Origin of the sequence: Streptomyces sp. CB02056 (assembly GCF_001905545.1) — a bacterium.
Classification (GTDB): domain Bacteria; phylum Actinomycetota; class Actinomycetes; order Streptomycetales; family Streptomycetaceae; genus Kitasatospora.
In genome coordinates this window covers 106,124-122,386 of record NZ_LIPD01000005.1, presented here as the reverse complement: position 1 = coordinate 122,386, position 16,263 = coordinate 106,124, and the positions used below count along the sequence as shown (strand labels likewise).

15 protein-coding genes are annotated in these 16,263 nt (G+C 73.4%); 8 read left to right on the top strand and 7 right to left on the bottom strand.

Translation table 11 applies throughout. The annotated features are described in order from the left end of the window. Positions 1-258 precede the first annotated feature (258 nt). The 4 genes from AMK13_RS15810 to AMK13_RS15795 all read left to right on the top strand — a co-directional run bounded on the left by AMK13_RS15810 (position 259) and on the right by AMK13_RS15795 (position 2,138). Complete coding sequence (locus AMK13_RS15810) at positions 259-495, top strand: hypothetical protein (protein ID WP_143204547.1); 237 nt, start codon at positions 259-261, stop codon at positions 493-495. A gap of 37 nt (positions 496-532) precedes the next feature. Beyond that, complete coding sequence (locus tag AMK13_RS15805) at positions 533-847, top strand: hypothetical protein (RefSeq protein WP_074002743.1); 315 nt, start codon at positions 533-535, stop codon at positions 845-847. Continuing rightward, a complete protein-coding gene (locus AMK13_RS15800; protein ID WP_143204546.1) occupies positions 844-1,572 on the top strand; it encodes a hypothetical protein in 729 nt (242 codons plus the stop codon). Before AMK13_RS15805 ends, AMK13_RS15800 begins: the two co-directional genes overlap by 4 nt. Before the next feature lie 269 nt (positions 1,573-1,841). Further along, positions 1,842-2,138 carry a hypothetical protein gene (locus tag AMK13_RS15795; RefSeq protein WP_074002741.1) on the top strand — a complete coding sequence of 99 codons (297 nt, stop codon included), beginning with the start codon at positions 1,842-1,844 and terminating at the stop codon, positions 2,136-2,138. 139 nt (positions 2,139-2,277) lie between these two features. Here the strand turns inward: AMK13_RS15795 and AMK13_RS44070 are convergent, their stop codons facing one another. After that, on the bottom strand, positions 2,278-2,427 hold the full coding sequence (locus tag AMK13_RS44070) for a hypothetical protein (protein WP_198959359.1): 150 nt from the start codon (positions 2,425-2,427) through the stop codon (positions 2,278-2,280). 106 nt (positions 2,428-2,533) lie between these two features. Between AMK13_RS44070 and AMK13_RS15790 the strand changes: the two genes are divergently transcribed. After that, the gene (locus AMK13_RS15790) at positions 2,534-3,619 is read left to right on the top strand and encodes a DUF5937 family protein (RefSeq protein ID WP_049649569.1); all 1,086 of its coding nucleotides are present in this window, start codon (positions 2,534-2,536) and stop codon (positions 3,617-3,619) included. 18 nt (positions 3,620-3,637) lie between these two features. On the opposite strand, the gene AMK13_RS15785 is transcribed toward AMK13_RS15790, so the two are convergent. From AMK13_RS15785 to AMK13_RS15765, 5 genes are read right to left on the bottom strand one after another with little or no spacing between them, the layout of a single operon-like run. Continuing rightward, positions 3,638-4,639 carry an ABC transporter ATP-binding protein gene (locus AMK13_RS15785; protein WP_074002739.1) on the bottom strand — a complete coding sequence of 334 codons (1,002 nt, stop codon included), beginning with the start codon at positions 4,637-4,639 and terminating at the stop codon, positions 3,638-3,640. Next, the gene (locus AMK13_RS15780; RefSeq protein ID WP_074002738.1) at positions 4,636-5,658 is read right to left on the bottom strand and encodes an ABC transporter ATP-binding protein; all 1,023 of its coding nucleotides are present in this window, start codon (positions 5,656-5,658) and stop codon (positions 4,636-4,638) included. The genes AMK13_RS15785 and AMK13_RS15780 overlap by 4 nt, the downstream gene beginning before the upstream one ends. Continuing rightward, the gene (locus AMK13_RS15775) at positions 5,655-6,605 is read right to left on the bottom strand and encodes an ABC transporter permease (RefSeq protein ID WP_107418751.1); all 951 of its coding nucleotides are present in this window, start codon (positions 6,603-6,605) and stop codon (positions 5,655-5,657) included. Before AMK13_RS15775 ends, AMK13_RS15780 begins: the two co-directional genes overlap by 4 nt. Beyond that, positions 6,592-7,560, bottom strand: a complete 969-nt coding sequence (locus AMK13_RS15770) for an ABC transporter permease (RefSeq protein ID WP_074002736.1) — start codon at positions 7,558-7,560, stop codon at positions 6,592-6,594. The genes AMK13_RS15775 and AMK13_RS15770 overlap by 14 nt, the downstream gene beginning before the upstream one ends. Next, positions 7,557-9,113 carry an ABC transporter substrate-binding protein gene (locus tag AMK13_RS15765; RefSeq protein ID WP_074002735.1) on the bottom strand — a complete coding sequence of 519 codons (1,557 nt, stop codon included), beginning with the start codon at positions 9,111-9,113 and terminating at the stop codon, positions 7,557-7,559. Before AMK13_RS15765 ends, AMK13_RS15770 begins: the two co-directional genes overlap by 4 nt. Positions 9,114-9,360: 247 nt before the next feature. Here AMK13_RS15765 and AMK13_RS15760 point away from each other — a divergent pair, with 247 nt between their 5' ends. The 3 genes from AMK13_RS15760 (at position 9,361) to AMK13_RS15750 (ending at position 12,594) form a co-directional block, all read left to right on the top strand. Then, on the top strand, positions 9,361-9,960 hold the full coding sequence (locus AMK13_RS15760; protein ID WP_074002734.1) for a TetR family transcriptional regulator: 600 nt from the start codon (positions 9,361-9,363) through the stop codon (positions 9,958-9,960). Between the two features lie 109 nt (positions 9,961-10,069). Continuing rightward, positions 10,070-10,825 carry a tyrosine-protein phosphatase gene (locus AMK13_RS15755; RefSeq protein WP_074002733.1) on the top strand — a complete coding sequence of 252 codons (756 nt, stop codon included), beginning with the start codon at positions 10,070-10,072 and terminating at the stop codon, positions 10,823-10,825. Then, on the top strand, positions 10,819-12,594 hold the full coding sequence (locus tag AMK13_RS15750) for a glycoside hydrolase family 3 protein (RefSeq protein ID WP_074002732.1): 1,776 nt from the start codon (positions 10,819-10,821) through the stop codon (positions 12,592-12,594). The genes AMK13_RS15755 and AMK13_RS15750 overlap by 7 nt, the downstream gene beginning before the upstream one ends. Before the next feature lie 53 nt (positions 12,595-12,647). Here AMK13_RS15750 and car read toward each other — a convergent pair whose 3' ends face one another. Continuing rightward, complete coding sequence (gene car / locus AMK13_RS15745) at positions 12,648-16,190, bottom strand: carboxylic acid reductase (protein WP_241852898.1); 3,543 nt, start codon at positions 16,188-16,190, stop codon at positions 12,648-12,650. Positions 16,191-16,263 lie beyond the last annotated feature (73 nt).

Sequence of the window (16,263 nt, the reverse complement as noted above, 5' to 3'; positions counted from 1 at the left end):
GTTGGCCGGCCGGGCCGGACCCTCGCTCCGGGCCCCGGCGGCGCCGAAAGCGGGACGAGGGCGAAGGAGGCGACGGACACCTCGAACGGGGGCAAGCCGGCCGTGACGGACTGACCGGCCGGCGGTCAGGATCCGCAGGGCGAGTCCGGAGATCAGATCATGGGAATAGAATTCACGGTCGTCGATGCCGTCCCATATGAGCACGGCCGCAGCACGGAGCCATTGATATGGCATGGTACTGCCACCTTCAGTCACCCCGTGAAGAATGCCGAAGCCGCTATCCAGGCGTTCTCCCTTGAATTCCTGAGGGGGCCCTACAATCCCGGTGAAGCCCCCTACGGCAAGGAGCACGTCGATTGCTCCGTGGGGAAGCTGACCGGTAATACCGCCGCGGTCCAGGTGACATTCCTGCTGCGTCCGCGGGACGCCGGCCCCGACTACAACTTCCAGGCCTCGGCGCGGATCCTGGTCATCGCCGAGACGGGTGGGATGTAGCGGGAAACGGGAAGGGAAGACAGTGGCCGGAGTGAGTGTGGCGCCGATCATCCAGGTCGAGCAGTGCCATTTCGAGTTTCCGCGGTCCAGCGACGCATCCGTCAGGACCCTGACGCAGCAGTTCTCGTTCGAGCAGTGCGTCAACAGGGTGGTCGCCTTCGTGTCCGGCTACTCCGGGCACTACACCGATGATCCGAACCTGAACATCGGAAAGATCCATGTGAAGGTGGAGGCCAGCCTGGAGGACGCCCAGAAGGGTGGGGTCCTGGTGACGTGTGAATGGGCATTCGATCCCCAGGACAGTAACTACCCGTCGGCCGGGGAGGTCTGGGCGACCGTGCTGGGCTGGTGAGCGGTGTGGAGACCGGAGGCAGCGGCGGCCGGCTGGACGTGACGGCCGAGGACGTCCCGGCCGACCCGGGTTCCGTGGTCACCGCCGCGTTCCGGGTGGTCGACGCGCGGGAGGGGGTCGCGGGAGCGGACCTCGTCCTCACCGCCGATCCGGGGCTGACATTCGAGGAGGACGTCGTGGGGTTCAGCCGGAACGGAGGCCGGCCGGGGACCTTCCGGGGCGAGCGGTCGCCGGGGAATTCCACCCTGAGGTGCGCGGGCGCCCACCTCGACGTCTACGACAGCGGGGACCGGATCGACCTCGATGTCGCCGTCCGCGTCGGCAGCGGGCTCTCCTCCGGCGATCCCAAGGTTCGGCTGGCCATCACGAGCCCGCCGGACTGCCCACCGGAGACCTACGGGTCCGGAGACGTGACCGTTCACGTCAAGCGCCTCGTTCCCCGCATCGACAGGGTCGACCCCCCTGATGTGGAGGAATGGGGGCCGGTCACTTTCGAGGGCAGCAATCTCGGCCTGGTGCGCTGGGCGGTATTCGCGGACGAAGACGGCAGGACGGTCATCACGGATGCCAAGGGCGGCGATGTCGGCTACCTGGCGACGTCGAGGCGCCCGCCGGGGCTGGCCAACGGGCGCGGAAAGGTCTGGCTCTCCACCGCCGATACGCAGAACGAGATCGCGCCGGGCAACACGAGCAACAGTCTGGACATCGTCTTCGAGAATCCGTAGCGGCATCGCGTGTCCCGCCGGAGCGGGTTTCTCCCGGGCCGTGCGCAAGGGGGAGTGCTGTGCCCACGTCCCGGCAGGGTCATTTTATCAATGATTCGTCAGCGAATCATCTTGGTGGTGATGTTGTTGATGCATCTCCGTGAAACCGTGTTTCCCGACCGAACGGGGTTGCCCGACCGTCGTTGGGCTTTTAGATTGGATTCAGGTCTTGCTCCACCGGGGCTAATTCCGACCGACGGCACACGTGAGAGAAGAGGAGGCGAGACAGGATGGGCATGCACATTACCACCGTTTACCCGACCCAGGTCGAGGCGGGCGGACCGGTTCATCTGGAGGGCAGTGACCTCGGCCTGGTGCGCTGGGCAGTGTTCACGGACGAAGACAGCAAGCACAGCCTGACCGTGCCCGCGAATGGGGTGGACGTCGGCAGGGCGGCAGACTCGGTATGCCCCGACGGTCTGAATACGAGTGAGGGGACGATCGCCCTCTCGGACGCCAAGACGAAGGACAAGGTCAATTCTTCGAACACCAGCAATTCGGTGCCCCTCGGCTTCGTCGGGCGGTGACACCGCGCGCCTGCGTACGAAAAGCGCAGGAGCGACACGAATCCGCCCGCCATCCTGTGATGACGGGCGGATTCGACCTCGGACCCGTGTCCAAGGCATCGGCAAGCCGAGGTGCTCGTAGAACCGCGCGTACGCCTCGCTAGGCCCGCCGGAGTCCGAGGGCCGCGCGGATGCGGCCGACGACCGCCCGCAGGACGGCGAGGTCGTGGGTGCCGGGCAGGGGCGGGGCTGGTTCGCCGCGCTGGGTGGCCCGGTGGCTGTCGAGGAGGTGCTGCTGCAGTGCGTTCATGCCCTCACCCTGCGCCCGGCGCGCCCCTCCCGTCCCGCCGATTGACGGTACTGGTCAAACGACGGGACGGCGCCGCCGCCCGATCCGGCACCATGGTGGGGTGAGCGTGACCATTGACATCACCGGACTGCCGCACGAGCGGATCATCTTCTGCCCCTCGCCGCTGGCCGAACTCGGCAACGCCCTGCACGCGCTGGCCGAGCCCGCTCACCACCCACGCCTGCACGCCTGGACGACGGCGACCTCCGCCACTCTCGAACCGGAGCTCGCCGACCGGCTCGTCGAGGCCGACTTCATGTGGCGCTCGACCCGCTCCGACTTCCTGATGCCGCCCCGGCCCCGGGAGACGCTCGCCGAGGAACTGGACGACCTCGACCAGCTGGACGACGAGACCTTCGTCGGCTCGGCCCTGGAGATCTCCTGCAACAGCAGCCGCTACTCGCAGGGCATGCCCTCGCCGCTGACCGACGGCCGGTCGCGGCGCCGCGCGCTCGACCTCGCCGCCGCGCGCGGCCCGCGCCAGGCGGCCTTCGTCGAACGGACGCTCGCCGACCCCACCGGCACCCGCGCCTGGATCCGGCGCCTCCTGGAGGACTGCGACCGGGCGTTCTTCGCCGACGCCTGGCGCCGCGTCCAGGTCCAGCTCGCCGCCGACGCCCGGCACAAGACCGACCTGCTGCGCCGCAAGGGCCTGGCGGAGGCGCTCGCGGCGACCTCCTCCGTACTGAGCCTGGAGGAGGACGGGCACGGCACCCGCATCGTCGTCGACAAACTGGTGCACGGCCGCACCGAGGCCGGCAGCACGGGCGTCACCCTGCTGCCGACCGTCTTCGGCTGGCCGCACTTCTTCGCCCTGTACGCGCCGGGCTGGCAGCCCGTGATCCAGTACCCGGCCGCCGCCCACGAGGTCGGCGGCGCCGAGTCGGTGGAGACGGTGAAGCTGCGCCTGGAGGCGCTGACCCACCCGATGCGGATGAACCTGTGCCGCCACCTCGCGCGCGGGGCGTACTCGACGAGCGAGCTGGCCGACTCACAGGACATCACCGCACCGGAGGTCTCCCGCCACCTCGCCGTCCTGCGCAAGGCCGGGCTGCTCACCACCCGCCGCCGGGGCCGCTACGTCCTCCACCAGCTCGACCTGTCGGTCGTGGCCCGGATCGGCAGCGACTTCCTGGAGTCCGTCCTGCGCTAGCTGTACTGACCACGGAGGTCAGGCCCGGGCGGCGCCGACCAGCGGGCGGTGGCAGGCCACCGTGCGGCCGGGTGCCACTTCCCGGTGGCGGGGCTCCTCGGTGGCGCAGCGGGAGTCGGCCAGGGGGCAGCGGGTGCGGAAGCGGCAGCCGCTGGGCGGGGAGGGCGGGTCGGCGGGGAGCAGGCCGGTGTCGCGCAGCGGGCGGCCGGGTTCGGGGACGGCGGCGAGCAGGGCGGCGGTGTAGGGGTGGGCCGGGGCGGCGAGGACGGCCTCGGTGGGGCCGCGCTCGCAGACGCGGCCGAGCTGGAGCACGGCCACCTCGTCGCTCACGGCCCGGACCACGCCGAGGTCGTGGGAGATGAACAGGCCGGCCAGTCCGCGCTCCTCGGTGAGCCCGCGCAGCAGGTTGAGCACGGTGGCCTGGGCCGAGACGTCGAGCGCGGAGACCGCCTCGTCGGCGATCAGGACGCGCGGCCCGGCGGCCAACGCCCGGGCGATGGCGACCCGTTGGGCCTGTCCGCCGGAGAGCTGGTGGGGCCGGCGGTCGCCGAACAGGGCGGGCGGCAGGCCGACGGCCTCCAGCTGCCGGGTGACGGTCTCCTCGCGGTCGCGGTCGCGGGCCGGATCGGGGTGGGCGTCGAGGGGCTCGGCGACGAGGTCGCGGACCCGGCGGCGCGGGTTGAGGGAGGAGAGCGGGTCCTGGAAGACCATCTGGAGGCGGGGCCGGACGGCCCGCAGGGCGCGCGGGGAGAGCGCGGCGAGGTCGGTGCCGTCGAGGGTGACGGTGCCGGTGGTGGGCGGGGGCAGCCGCAGCAGGGCCTTGGCGATGCTGCTCTTGCCGGAGCCGGACTCGCCGACCAGGGCGAGGGTGCGGCGCGGGTACAGGGCCAGGTCGACGCCGCTGACGGCGTGCAGCGGGCCGGAGCGGGTGCGGTGGACGACGCTCAGGCCGGTGGCCTCCAGGACGGGCTGTCCCGGTGTGGCGGCGTCGGGGCCCACGGCTTCGGGGGAGGTGGTCATGCCGCGGGCTCCAGTTCGTCGGGCGAGGGTACGTCGGCTTCGGTGAGCGGGAAGTGGCAGTCGGCGGTGTGGCCGTCCGCCGAGGCGTGGGTGGGCGGCGCGGTCGTGGTGCAGAGCTCCGTCGCCCGTTCGCAGCGCGGGGCGAAGGGGCAGCCGGGGGTGGGCCGGGTGAGGTCGGGCGGCGAGCCGGGGATGGCGGGCAGGGTGCGGCGCAGCGGCCCGGTGACCCGGGGGACGGAGCGCAGCAGGGCCGCGGTGTAGGGGTGCCGAGGGGTGCGGGTGACGGCCTCGGTGGGGCCGGTCTCGACGATCCGGCCGCCGTACATGACGGCGATGCGCCGGGCCCGCCCGTACAGCAGGCCGATGTCGTGGGTGATCAGCAGGGTGGCCAGGCCCCGTTCGACCCGGTGCTGGTCGAGCAGGTCGAGGACGGTGCGCTGGACGGTGACGTCGAGGGCGGTGGTGGGTTCGTCGGCGAGCAGCAGCGCGGGTTCGCCGGCCAGGGCGGCGGCGATGCCGACGCGCTGGCGAAGGCCGCCGGAGAGCTCGTGCGGGTGGGCGCGGGCCCGCCGGGCGGGGTCGGGGACGTCGACGGCGGCGAGCAGTTCGGCGGCGGTGCGCAGCCGTTCGCGCCGGGAGAGGCGGCGCCGGTTGGTGATCGACTCGGTGACCTGGTCGGCGATCCGGACCACCGGGTTGAGCGAGGTCATCGGGTCCTGGTGGACCATGGCGATGCCGGTGCCGAGCAGTTCGGCGCGGCGGGCGGGGGTGGCGGCGAGCAGGTCCTCGCCGTTCAGCCGGATCTCGCCGGTGGCGACGGCCCGGGTGGTGCGGGACTCGACGCCGAGGACGGTGCGGGCGAGCACGGACTTGCCGGAGCCGGACTCGCCGACCACGCCGAGGCACTCGCCGGCCGCGATGCTCAGGCCGACGCCGTGCAGGACGTGCAGGGCGCGGCCGTCGGGGGTGTGCAGGACGGTGTCCAGCGAGCGGACGTCGAGGACGGGGGCGGAGGTCATCCGCGCACTCCCTTCGTGGTGGGGCGCTTCGGGGCGGTGGGCTTCGGGGTAGTGGGCTTCGTGGCGGTGGGCTTCGCGGCGGCGGGAGCGCCCGAACGCAGCTGCTCCCCGAGGTAGTTGAGGGCGAGGACGGTCAGGCAGAGCACCGCCGCGGGCGCCAGCGAGATCCACGGCGCGCTGCCGAGCGCGGTGCGGCCCTCGGCGATGATGCCGCCCCAGGAGGGCTCCGGCGGGCGCAGCCCGAAGCCGAGGAAGCTGAGCGAGCCCTCGGCGACGATGGCGACAGTGGTGGCGGTGAAGGCGAAGGTGAGGGCGACCGGCACGACGTGCGGGACGATCTCGCGGCGCAGGATCCGCAGCGGGGCGGTGCCGATCATGCGGGCGGCCTGGACGAAGCCGCGCTCGCCGAGCGAGAGCACGACGGCGCGCACCACCCGGGTGAAGTGCGGGACGGTGAACAGCCCGATCAGGGTGCCGATCACGGTGAGGCTCGGGCCGCGCAGCGAGACCGTGATCATCACCAGGATCAGGCTGGGCACGGACATCAGCAGGTCGGTCGCGAAGCCGATCGCCTTGTCGACCGGGCCGCGGAACCAGCCGGCGGCGAGGCCGAGCGCGCCGCCGCCGAGCAGGCCGACCAGGATGGTCAGGGCGGCGACGGTGAACGAGGCGCGGGCGCCGGCGACGGTGCGTTGCAGGACGTCCCGTCCGGCGGCGTCGGTGCCCAGCCAGTGGCCGGGGCCGGGGGCGGCGGAGGGGTGGGCGAAGTCGCCGTGCAGCGGGTCGAAGCCGGGCAGCAGGGGAAGCAGCAGGGCGGCGAGGGCGACCAGGGCCAGCCAGGCCGCGGCGGCGAGCACACCGGCCGGGGGCCGGCGCCGGGCGGTGCGGGCCTGACCGGCGGTCACAGCGACGGTCTCGGCGGTGCTCAAGGGCTCAACGGTGCTCATGGGCGATCCTCGGGTCGATCGTGCGGTACAGCAGGTCGACCGCGAAGGTGGCCGCGACCACGCCGAGGGCGCTGACCACCACGACGGCCTGGACGACCGGGAAGTCCCGGCCGGCGATGGCGGCGGAGGCCAGGCTGCCGACGCCGGGCACCGCGAACAGCGACTCGACCAGCACCGACCCGCCGAGCGAGGTCCCGATGCCGATCCCGATCAGCGTCACCAGCGGCAGGCTGGACGGCCGCAGGGCGCGGCGCAGCAGCAGCCGGGTGGTGCCCATGCCGCGGCTGCGGGCGGCGGCGATGTACGGCTGGTCGAGGGTGTCGAGCAGTTGTCCGCGCAGGGTGCGGGTGAACACGGCGGCCTCGGTGAGGCCGAGGGTGAGTGCGGGCAGCACCAGGTGGCGGAGGTTCTCGGCCGGGTCCTCGGTGAACGGGGTCCAGCCGGTGGCGGGCAGGACGCGCAGCTGGACGGCGGCGATCCAGATCAGCAGCAGGCCGAGGGCGAAGCCGGGGACGGCGAGCCAGCCGAAGGTGCCGGCGGTGGCGATCCTGTCGAAGGTGCCGCCGGGCCGCCAGGCGGAGAGCAGGGCGACGGGCACGGCCAGGCAGAGCGCCACCAGCTGGGCGGCGAGGAAGAGTTCGAGGGTGACGGGGATGCGGTCGGCGAGTTCGGTGGTGACGGCGGCTCCGGTGGACAGCGAGTGGCCGAGGTCGCCGTGCAGGGCGTCGCCGATCCACTGCCAGGTGGCGGCGAACAGGTTGCGGTCCAGGCCGAGCCCGGCCTCGTAGGCGGAGATCTGCTCGGGGGTGGCGGTGGGGCCGAGGGCGGCGACGGCGGGCGAGCCGGGCATCAGGTGGGGCAGGGCGAGGGCGGCGACGGTGACCAGCAGCAGGACGGCCGCGGCGCGGCCGACCCGTCCGCCGTACCGCAGGGCGGTCCGGGTGCCGGGGGTCATCGCTTCACCCACAGGGTGGCGGGGGAGACGTTGAGGACGGTGCGCTTGGAGAGGTCGGGCAGGCCGCCGACCTTGGCGGTGGAGAGGAAGCCGACGGTGTTCTCGGTGAGGAAGGCCATCGGCGCCTCGTCGACGACCCGCCGGGCGGCCTGGCCGTAGGCGGCCGAGCGCTTGGCGGGGTCGGTCGAGGCACGGCCCTCGGCGATCGCCTTGGCGGCCTCCGGGTCGGTCCAACCCATGAAGTTGTACGGCGAGTTCGGCAGGTAGAGGCTGCCGAGCGCGGTGTCGGTGTCGCCGAACATGCTGGTGATGAAGTCCAGCACCTGGAACTTGCGCTGGAGCATCGCGGTGCCCAGGCTCGCGTTGTCCATCGGCTTGATGGTCATCCTGATCCCGGCCTCGCCGAGCATCTGCTGGAGCACGGTGGCGCGCTGCTGGGCCTCGGGGCGGCTGTCGACGAGGTAGTCGAAGGCGAGGTCGGGGTGGCCGGCCTCGGCGAGCAGGGCGCGGGCCTTGGCCGTGTCGTGGGCCGGGTACGCGCCGGCGGTGCGGTACGGGGAGCGGGAGCCGATCGGGCCGTCGGAGACGGCGCCCTGGCCGAGGAAGACGACCTTCTCCAGGGCCTCGCGGTCGATCGCGTACTGCACGGCCCGGCGGACCCGGACGTCGTCGAAGGGCGCGGCCTTGGTGTTGAAGACGACGGTGCTGGTGGAGCCGGGCCCGGTGGCGGTGCGCAGCCCGTCGGCGGCGGCCTGCTTGAGCTGGCCGGGCGTCTCGGTCCAGATCAGGTCGGTGTCGCCGGAGCGCAGCGACTGGTAGCGGCTGTCGGCGTCGGACAGCACCCGGTAGACGAGCTTGTCGGCGTGGCCCTTGGTGCCCCAGTAGGCGGGGTTGCGGGCGAGGGTGACGGAGACTCCGGGCTGCACGCTCTCCACGGTGTACGGGCCGGAGCCGACGGCGGGGGAGTCGCCGGCCGGCGCCTCGGAGACGTACCCGAGGGAGCGGGTGAACAGGTTGGGGAAGGCGGCGTCGGGGGCCTTGAGGGTGAAGGCGACGGTGGTGGGGCCGGTGACGGCGGTGGTGGCGATGGCGGCCGCGTCGAGGGCGCAGGCGCACTTGCTCTCCGGCTTGGCGAGCCGGGCGACGTGGTCGGCGACGGCCTGGGCGTCCAGCGGCTTGCCGTCGCTGAAGGTCACGCCCTCGCGCAGGTCGAGGGTCCAGATCGTGGCGTCGGTGTTGGGCGTGAAGGACTTGGCGAGGTACGGCTGGACGGTGCCGTTGTCGCCGTTGACCATCAGCGGGTCGTACAGGGCGTTGGCGAGGACCATCATCGGCATCTGGATCAGGGTTCCGTCGGCCGGGTCGAGCTTGGCGAACGGCCGGTCCAGGCCGATCTTGAGCGTGCCGCCGTCCACGGCCGGCCCGTCGGCCGCCGCGCCGGTGTTCCCGGCGGCGCCGCCGGTGCCGGACAGCGCGTCGTCGGAGGCGGAGCAGGCGGTGAGGGTGAGGGCGGCGGCGAGGGCCGCCGATGCCAGGAGGTAGTGCCGCTTCATGGTTCCTCGGTTCGGGGGAGTGGGGGCGGCCAGGGGGAGTGCGGCCGCCGACGCGACACACCATTCCGGAAGTGGCAGGACTGCCAAAAGGCAGTTGTGCAAATTCCGGATGACGAAACCCGGAAGAGTCGGCGCTCGCCTTGAGCGGGCCCGGCCGGACGTGGTTCCGTACTCATGGCCGCCCCCTCGGCGGCCCCACCCACCGACACGACCGACACTCAACTCACCGAACGGGAGCGGAAGAACGATGCAGGGGACGGACACCGCGGCGGAGCAGGGCATGCGCGACCGGAAGAAGGCGCGCACCCGCGACAGCATCCGCAGCGCGGCGCTCGACCTCTTCGAGGAGCAGGGCTACGAGCGCACCACCGTGGACCGGATCTGCCGCCGCGCCGACGTCGCCCACCGCACCTTCTTCCGCTACTACCCGGCCAAGGAGGCGCTGCTGTTCGGCTGGGACTTCGGCCAGGTCGTCCTCGACGCCTTCGCCGCCGCCCCCGCCGAACTCCCGCTCTGGGCCGCGCTCGACCACGCGCTGACCGTCACCGGCGGACGGCTGGAGGAGCCCGTCGAGCACACCGAGCGCCGCCGCCGGCTGCGCCGGGGCCTGCTCGACGTGCACTCCGTGCGCAACTACGCCCTGGTCGTCATCGACGCCTTCACCGAACGCACCGTCACCATCGCCGCCGAGCGGCTCGACGTCGACCCGGCCACCGACCTGCGTCCGACCGCGCTCGGCGCGATGTTCGGCGGCATGGTGCGGCGCCACGTCCTGATCGGTTCGGAGAGCGGCACCCTGACCGACTGGGTCAGGGCCTACCGGGACGTGCTCGCCACCGCGGGCTGACCCGACCCCGTACCCCGTCACTCCCGGGCGCGCCGCCGGCCGCCCGGACGGCACCGCACGCCCTCTTCCCCTTTTGCACACCCTCCCGCACGACCCGAAAGGCCTCCGCATGTCCCTGGTCAACTTCCGCGACCCCGCAGCGCTCGCCGACCCCGCGAGCCGCTGGATCCGCCCCGGCGCCCTGTTCCGCTCCGCCCAGCCCTTCCCCGCCGCCGACGCGGCCGTCGTCGCCCAGCTGGGCGAGCACGGCATCACCACCGTCGTCGACCTCCGGGGCGAGGCCGAGACCGGCCCCGAGGACTGGGCCGCCGCCGAGGCCGCCGGCATCGCCGTCGTCGCCGCCCGGATCGAGCCGACCAACGACGAACTCGCGCGGGCCATGCGGACCATGACCACCGCCGAGGACCTCGGCGCCTTCTACCTGCTGATGGCCGAGTCCGCGCCGCGGGCCCTCGCCGCCGCCGTGGAGGCCACCGTCCGCCCCGGCGGGGTGCTGGTGCACTGCGCCGCCGGCAAGGACCGCACCGGGCTGCTCACCGCGCTGCTGCTGGAGCTGCTCGGGGTGCCAGCCGAGGAGATCGTCGCCGACTACGCCCGCACCAACGAGGCGATCCAGCAGATCTGGGCCGGGCTCGCCGACCGCAACCGTGCCGCCCTCAACGAGGTCGAGGCCGGCCGGATGGTCGTCCCCGCCCCGCTGCTGGAGGCCCCCGCCGGGGCGATGAGCGCCTTCCTCGACCTGGTCCGGGCCGGGCACGGCGGCGCCGCCGGCTTCCTGGCCGCCTGCGGGGTCACCGCCGAGACGATCGAGGCCTTCCGCGCCAAGGCCGCCGCGTCGAACACCGCCGAGGTGACGGCATGCTGACCGTCCTGCACCACACCGACGGCACGCCCTTCCGCGACCTCAACCACAACGGCACCATGGAGCCCTACGAGGACCCGCGGCTGCCCGTCGAGGAGCGGGTCGAGGACCTGCTGGCCCGGATGACCCCGGAGGAGAAGGCCGCGCAGATGCTGCACGGCCGGATGCTTCCCGGCGACCAGGGCCCGTTCCCCTCCGGCGCCGGCCTGATCACCGAACGCGGCCTCACCCACTTCGCCATGATGGCCGTCCCCGACCCGCGCGCGATGGCCGCCTGGAACAACCACGTCCAGGACCTCGCCGCGGCCGCCCGGCTGGGCATCCCCGTCACCCTCTCCTCCGACCCCCGGCACGGCTTCACCGCCAACCCGGCCACCGCCCACACCGGCGGCGGCTTCAGCACCGGCCCCGAGCCGATCGGCCTCGCCGCCACCGACGACCCCGACCTGGTGCGCCGCTACGCCGACCTGATCCGCCGCGAGCTGTGCGCCGTCGGCATCCGGGTCGCCATCCACCCGATGGCCGACCTCGCCACCGAGCCCCGCTGGGCCCGGATCAGCGGAACCTTCGGGGAGGACCCGGAGCGCGCCTCGCGGATGATCACCGCCTACATCGAGGGCCTCCAGGGCGGGCCGATCGGCCCGGACAGCGTCGCCTGCATGACCAAGCACTTCCCCGGCGGCGGCCCGCAGGCCGGCGGCGAGGACTCGCACTTCGCCGCCGGACGCCGACTGGTCTACCCCGGCGGCGAGTTCGAGACCCACCTGCGGCCCTTCGAGGCGGCCTTCGCCGCGGGCACCGCGCAGATCATGCCCGCCTACGCGATCCCGTCCGGCAGCGGCCTCGCCGAGGTCGGCGCCAACTTCAACCGGGACGTCATCACCGGCCTGCTGCGCGGTCGTTACGGCTTCGACGGCGTGGTCTGCACCGACTTCAACGCCATCACCGGCATGGACGTCCCCGGCGTGGTCACCCTGCCCCCGCGGCACTGGGGCGTCGAGGAGCTGTCCGTCGCCGAGCAGGTCGCGCTGACCCTGGACGCGGGCGCCGACCAGCTCGGCGGCGAGACGGACCCGGAGCTGATCCTGGCGGCCCTCCGCTCCGGCGCGGTCACCGAGGCCCGGCTGGACGAGTCCGTCCGCCGCATCCTGCGCGACAAGTTCCGCCTCGGCCTCTTCGACGACCCGTACGTCGACCCGGACGCCGCCGCCGAACTGGTCGGCGCCCCGGAGGGCCGGGCGCTCGGCCTGGAGGTCCAGCGCCGCTCCGTGGTCCACCTGGCCGGCGAGCCGCGCACCGCCACCCGGCTGTACGTGGAGGGCGTCGACCCGGCCGTCGCCGCCCGGTACGGCACCGTCGTCGAGGACCCGGCGCGGGCCGACCTGGCCGTCATCCGCCTCGCCACCCCGTACGAGCGGCGCGAGGGCCTGCTGGAGCGGCACTTCCACAGCGGCTCGCTGGAGTTCGAGCCGGCCGAGGCCGACCGGCTCGCCGCGCTGGCCGCCGTCGTCCCCACGGTCTTCGCGGCCCAGCTGGAGCGGCCCGCCGTGCTCACCCCGCTCGCCCCGCACGCGGCCCTGCTGATCGGGGAGTTCGGCGCCGCCGACGAGGTCGTCCTGGACGCCGCGCTCGGCCGCGCCCCGATGACCGCGACCCTGCCGTTCGACCTGCCCGCCTCGGACGCCGCCGTCGCCGCGGCCCGCGAGGACGTCCCCTTCGACACCCGCGCCCCGCTCTTCCGCCACGGCCACCGCGCCGGCGCCGGGAGCTGAGCCGTGACCGCCGCGGGGCCGGTGCCGGCCCCGCGGCGGTCACGGAGGCGCTGTCAGATCAGGCGGTGCGCCCGGAGGTCGGCCACGTACTTGGTGATCAGGTCCGGTGACAGCCGGGGGATGTCGTTCCCGTCGCCGAGGGCCGCGGCCCGGACCGCCGCCCGGAACCGGTCCGCCGGCAGGGCGGATCCGGCGACCGGCTGGGCCGGCTCGGCGAAGGCGTGCAGCAGCGGGAGCAGCGAGTGCTGCCGCCGGCGGTCGGGCAGGCCGTGCAGGGCGGTCTCGAAGCGCTCGATCCACTCGGCGTGGTCCTGGACGCGGGTCAGGGGGTGCCCGGCCGCCGCCAGCCAGTCGACCACGGTGTCGAGCGAGATGCCGTCGTCGTGCGGGTTGACCACGTTGTACGTCCGGTAGCCCTCCCGTGCGTCGTCGCCGAGCGCGGTGACGGCCCGCGCGGTGAAGTCCACCGGGAGCGCGTCGTAGTGCGGGCGGCCGTCGCCGGTACCCCGGGCGTAGAAGCTGCCGGGTGCGACGCCCGTCGCCAGCAGGCTCAGCACGAGGCGGGTGAAGACGTCCGGGACGTTGAGCTGACCGCGGTAGCGCGGGTGCGCGAGGATCATGTTCGAGCGGAAGACGGCGACCGGCAGGCCGAACCTCTCGTGCGCCTCGCGCAGCAGCACCTCGCCGGCCCACTTGCTGGCCGCGTAGCCGTCGGCGTAGTCACCGTCGAGGTCGCGTACCCCGCCGGCGGTGCGGATGTCCGCCCACTCGTCGGCGGCCGCCGCGTTCCCGAAGACGACGGCGACCGTCGACAGGTAGGTGAACCGCTTGGTCCGGGAGGTGACCGCGAGCCTGATCAGTTCGGCCGTTCCCAGCACGTTGGGGCCGAAGAGCTGGCCGTAGGGCAGGACGTGGTTGACCTGTGCCGCCGGGTGGACGATCAGGTCCACGGTGTCGGCCAGCCGCTGCCAGGTCTCCTCGTCGAGTCCGAGACGCGGCTCCCCGATGTCGCCGGCAACCACCCGGAGGTGCCGGGCGGCGGCCGCGCGGTAGCGCGCCACGAGGTCCGGGTCGCCGCTGTCGAAGGCCGCGTCGAGCCGGGCCCGGGCCTCCTCGGCGCAGGAGCCGCGGACCACGCACACCAGCGTGCCGCCGCGCTCCGCCACGCGCTCCAGCCATTCGAGGCACAGGAAGCGGCCCAGGTAGCCGTTGGCGCCGGTCAGCAGGACGGTCCGGGCCTCGGGCAGCGGACCGGCCGGCCTCCGCCCTTCGGCCTGCTCGACGGTCCGCGGGTCGAGGAACGCCTCCAGCCGCAGCTGGGCCGCGTCGAGCCGCGTCGCGTCCGGGCCGTGGACGCTGTCGGCGGTGGGACGGCGGTGGTCCGCCGCGAGCGCCCGCTCGACGTGATCGGCCACCTGCCGCAGCGAGTTGACCGGGTTGACGATCACGTCGACCGGGACGTCGACGTGGAAGATCTCCTTCATCAGCTGGGAGAAGGACAGCGCCGTGAGGCTGTCGCCGCCGAGTTCGAGGAAGCGCGTGTCGGGCTCCACGACACCCTCGTCCAGCCCCAGGAGCGCCTGCGCGGCCCGGAGCACGGTCGCCGGCAGCGGCTGGTCGGTGCCGGCCTGACGCAGCGTCCGGAGCTCCTCGGCCTCGCGGTCGGACAGCTCGGTGTACAGCGCTTCGAGACGCTCGCCGTACCGCTTCGTCAGGGCCGGCCGCAACGGCTTGCGCACCCCGGAGAGCAGCCCGTTCTCCTGGGTGAACGGCTCGGTCTCGACGAGCAGGTCCCGGGGGATCTCGTAGGAGTTCAGCCCCGCCCCGGCGGCGGTCTCCCGCAGGGACTCCCGCAGGACCGCCCTGAGGCGCCGGGCGTCCCCGTCGACGCGGTCGAGGGCGTCCCGGGTCGGCACGACGACCGCGAGCAGGTAGGCGCGGGCGCCGCTGCCGTACAGGAAGACCTGCCGGACGGCCGGGCTGCCGGTGAAGAGCGCCTCCAGGCGGGAGACGGCGACGAACTCGCCCTGGGACAGCTTGATGACGTTGGAGCGGCGGTCGACGTACCGCAGTTCGTCGGGGCCGAGCCGGGCCATGATGTCGCCCGTGTGGTAGAAGCCGTCCTCGTCGAAGACCTCGGAGGTGGCGTCCGGGCGCCGGAAGTACCCGGGGACGAGCCGCTCGGACCTGATCAGCAGTTCGCCCCTGGGGTACGGCGTGTCGGTGCCGAAGTATCCCAGCTCGGGCACGTCGACCAGCTTGTGGTCGGTCACCGGCGGGCGCTGCACCCGGCCGTCGAGGAAGACGACCCCGCCCTCCGTCGACCCGTAGCCGTCGATCAGCCTGACCTGGAAGCAGTCCTGGACGAAGGCCGTCGTCTCGGCACTCGGCGGGGCCGAGGCGCTGACGGCCGACAGGAGGCGGCCGCCCATGACCTCCTCCCGCAGCTCCGCCATCACCTGCCCGGCGCTCACCTGCTCGGCCGCGTCGCCGCCGGTCCCGGCCCGGCGGGACAGCTCCGCCCGGTAGTGCTGGAGGAGCAGGTCGGAGATGCGGGGCACCATGAGCAGCTCGGTGGGACGGACCAGGGAGAGGTCCTCGAGGAGCGTCGACAGGTCACTGGACGCCGCGAAACAGGCGAGGCCCCCCTTGGCGAGCGTCCCGAACAGCGCGCCCCTGCCCATCACGTGGCTCAACGGCAGGAAGTTGAGCACGATGGCGGGCCGCACCGGCCGGCCGGGCACGTAGTCGAGCCAGAAGCTCCGGACCAGACGCTCGGTGTACACGGCCCCCTTGGGGGTGCCGGTGCTTCCCGAGGTGTAGATCAGCGAGCTCAGCGTGTCGGGCGCCGACCCGTCAGGGACCCGGGGGAGCGGCGGCAGCGCCCTTCCCCGCTCGACGGTCGACGCCAGCGTGTCCAGGGCCACCCCGCGGCCCAGCGCCGCGAGCCGGGTGCGCGCGGACTCCAGTGCCTCCTGGTGGGCGGTGGCCTCGGGCCGGTGGCCGATGACCACGATCCTGCCCAACGAGGCGGCGTTCGCCGCGAGTTCGAGCGCGACGTCCAGCTGGTCGACGTCCACCACGAGCAGGCGCGGTGCGGTCTGCTCGACGACGGGGGCCAGGTGCGCCGCCGCAGCCCCCGACTGGAGCGGGACGGACACCGCACCGGAGCGGACACAGGCCAGGTCCGCCACGGCGTACTCGGCGCTCGTGGGCCCGAGGAGGGCGACGAAGTCGCCGGGGCCCAGCGGATGTTCGGGGTGGTGGCGCCACTCGGAGGCCACCGCGCCCACCCGCTCCCGGAGTTCGCCGTAGGTGAGCGTGTCGAACCGCGGCAGGAGGCGCAGCGTGGTGCGGCCCGTCTCCGGGTCGGTGACCGGCTCGGTGGCGCGCTCGCCCAGGGCGGGACGGTCGGCGTAGGCCTCCAGCACGGTGGCCACCAGTTCGGCGAGCGGCAGGTCGGGGCGGCGGATCGTCTCGGTGACGGCGTCCAGGGGCGCGGTGTCACGGAACTGAGGGTCGGTCGCGTACAGGTGGGCGCTTCGTCGGTCGGTACGCGCGTCGAGTTCGTCGGCGGGGAGGTGCGAGAGGGACACGAATGATCTCCTATGCAGCCGAGAAAATCCTGTTCAGGTGGACGGTGGTGCCGTTCGTACGGGGTGATCGGAT

Bases quoted from the DNA above. Each gene is read 5' to 3' on its own strand.
- AMK13_RS15755 (WP_074002733.1), top strand. From the start codon at position 10,070: ATGTCCCTGGTCAACTTCCGCGACCCCGCAGCGCTCGCCGACCCCGCG.
- AMK13_RS15770 (WP_074002736.1), bottom strand. From the start codon at position 7,560: ATGACCCCCGGCACCCGGACCGCCCTGCGGTACGGCGGACGGGTCGGC.
- AMK13_RS15750 (WP_074002732.1), top strand. From the start codon at position 10,819: ATGCTGACCGTCCTGCACCACACCGACGGCACGCCCTTCCGCGACCTC.
- AMK13_RS15760 (WP_074002734.1), top strand. From the start codon at position 9,361: ATGCAGGGGACGGACACCGCGGCGGAGCAGGGCATGCGCGACCGGAAG.
- AMK13_RS44070 (WP_198959359.1), bottom strand. From the start codon at position 2,427: ATGAACGCACTGCAGCAGCACCTCCTCGACAGCCACCGGGCCACCCAG.
- AMK13_RS15765 (WP_074002735.1), bottom strand. From the start codon at position 9,113: ATGAAGCGGCACTACCTCCTGGCATCGGCGGCCCTCGCCGCCGCCCTC.
- AMK13_RS15785 (WP_074002739.1), bottom strand. From the start codon at position 4,639: ATGACCACCTCCCCCGAAGCCGTGGGCCCCGACGCCGCCACACCGGGA.
- AMK13_RS15780 (WP_074002738.1), bottom strand. From the start codon at position 5,658: ATGACCTCCGCCCCCGTCCTCGACGTCCGCTCGCTGGACACCGTCCTG.
- AMK13_RS15775 (WP_107418751.1), bottom strand. From the start codon at position 6,605: ATGAGCACCGTTGAGCCCTTGAGCACCGCCGAGACCGTCGCTGTGACC.
- AMK13_RS15795 (WP_074002741.1), top strand. From the start codon at position 1,842: ATGGGCATGCACATTACCACCGTTTACCCGACCCAGGTCGAGGCGGGC.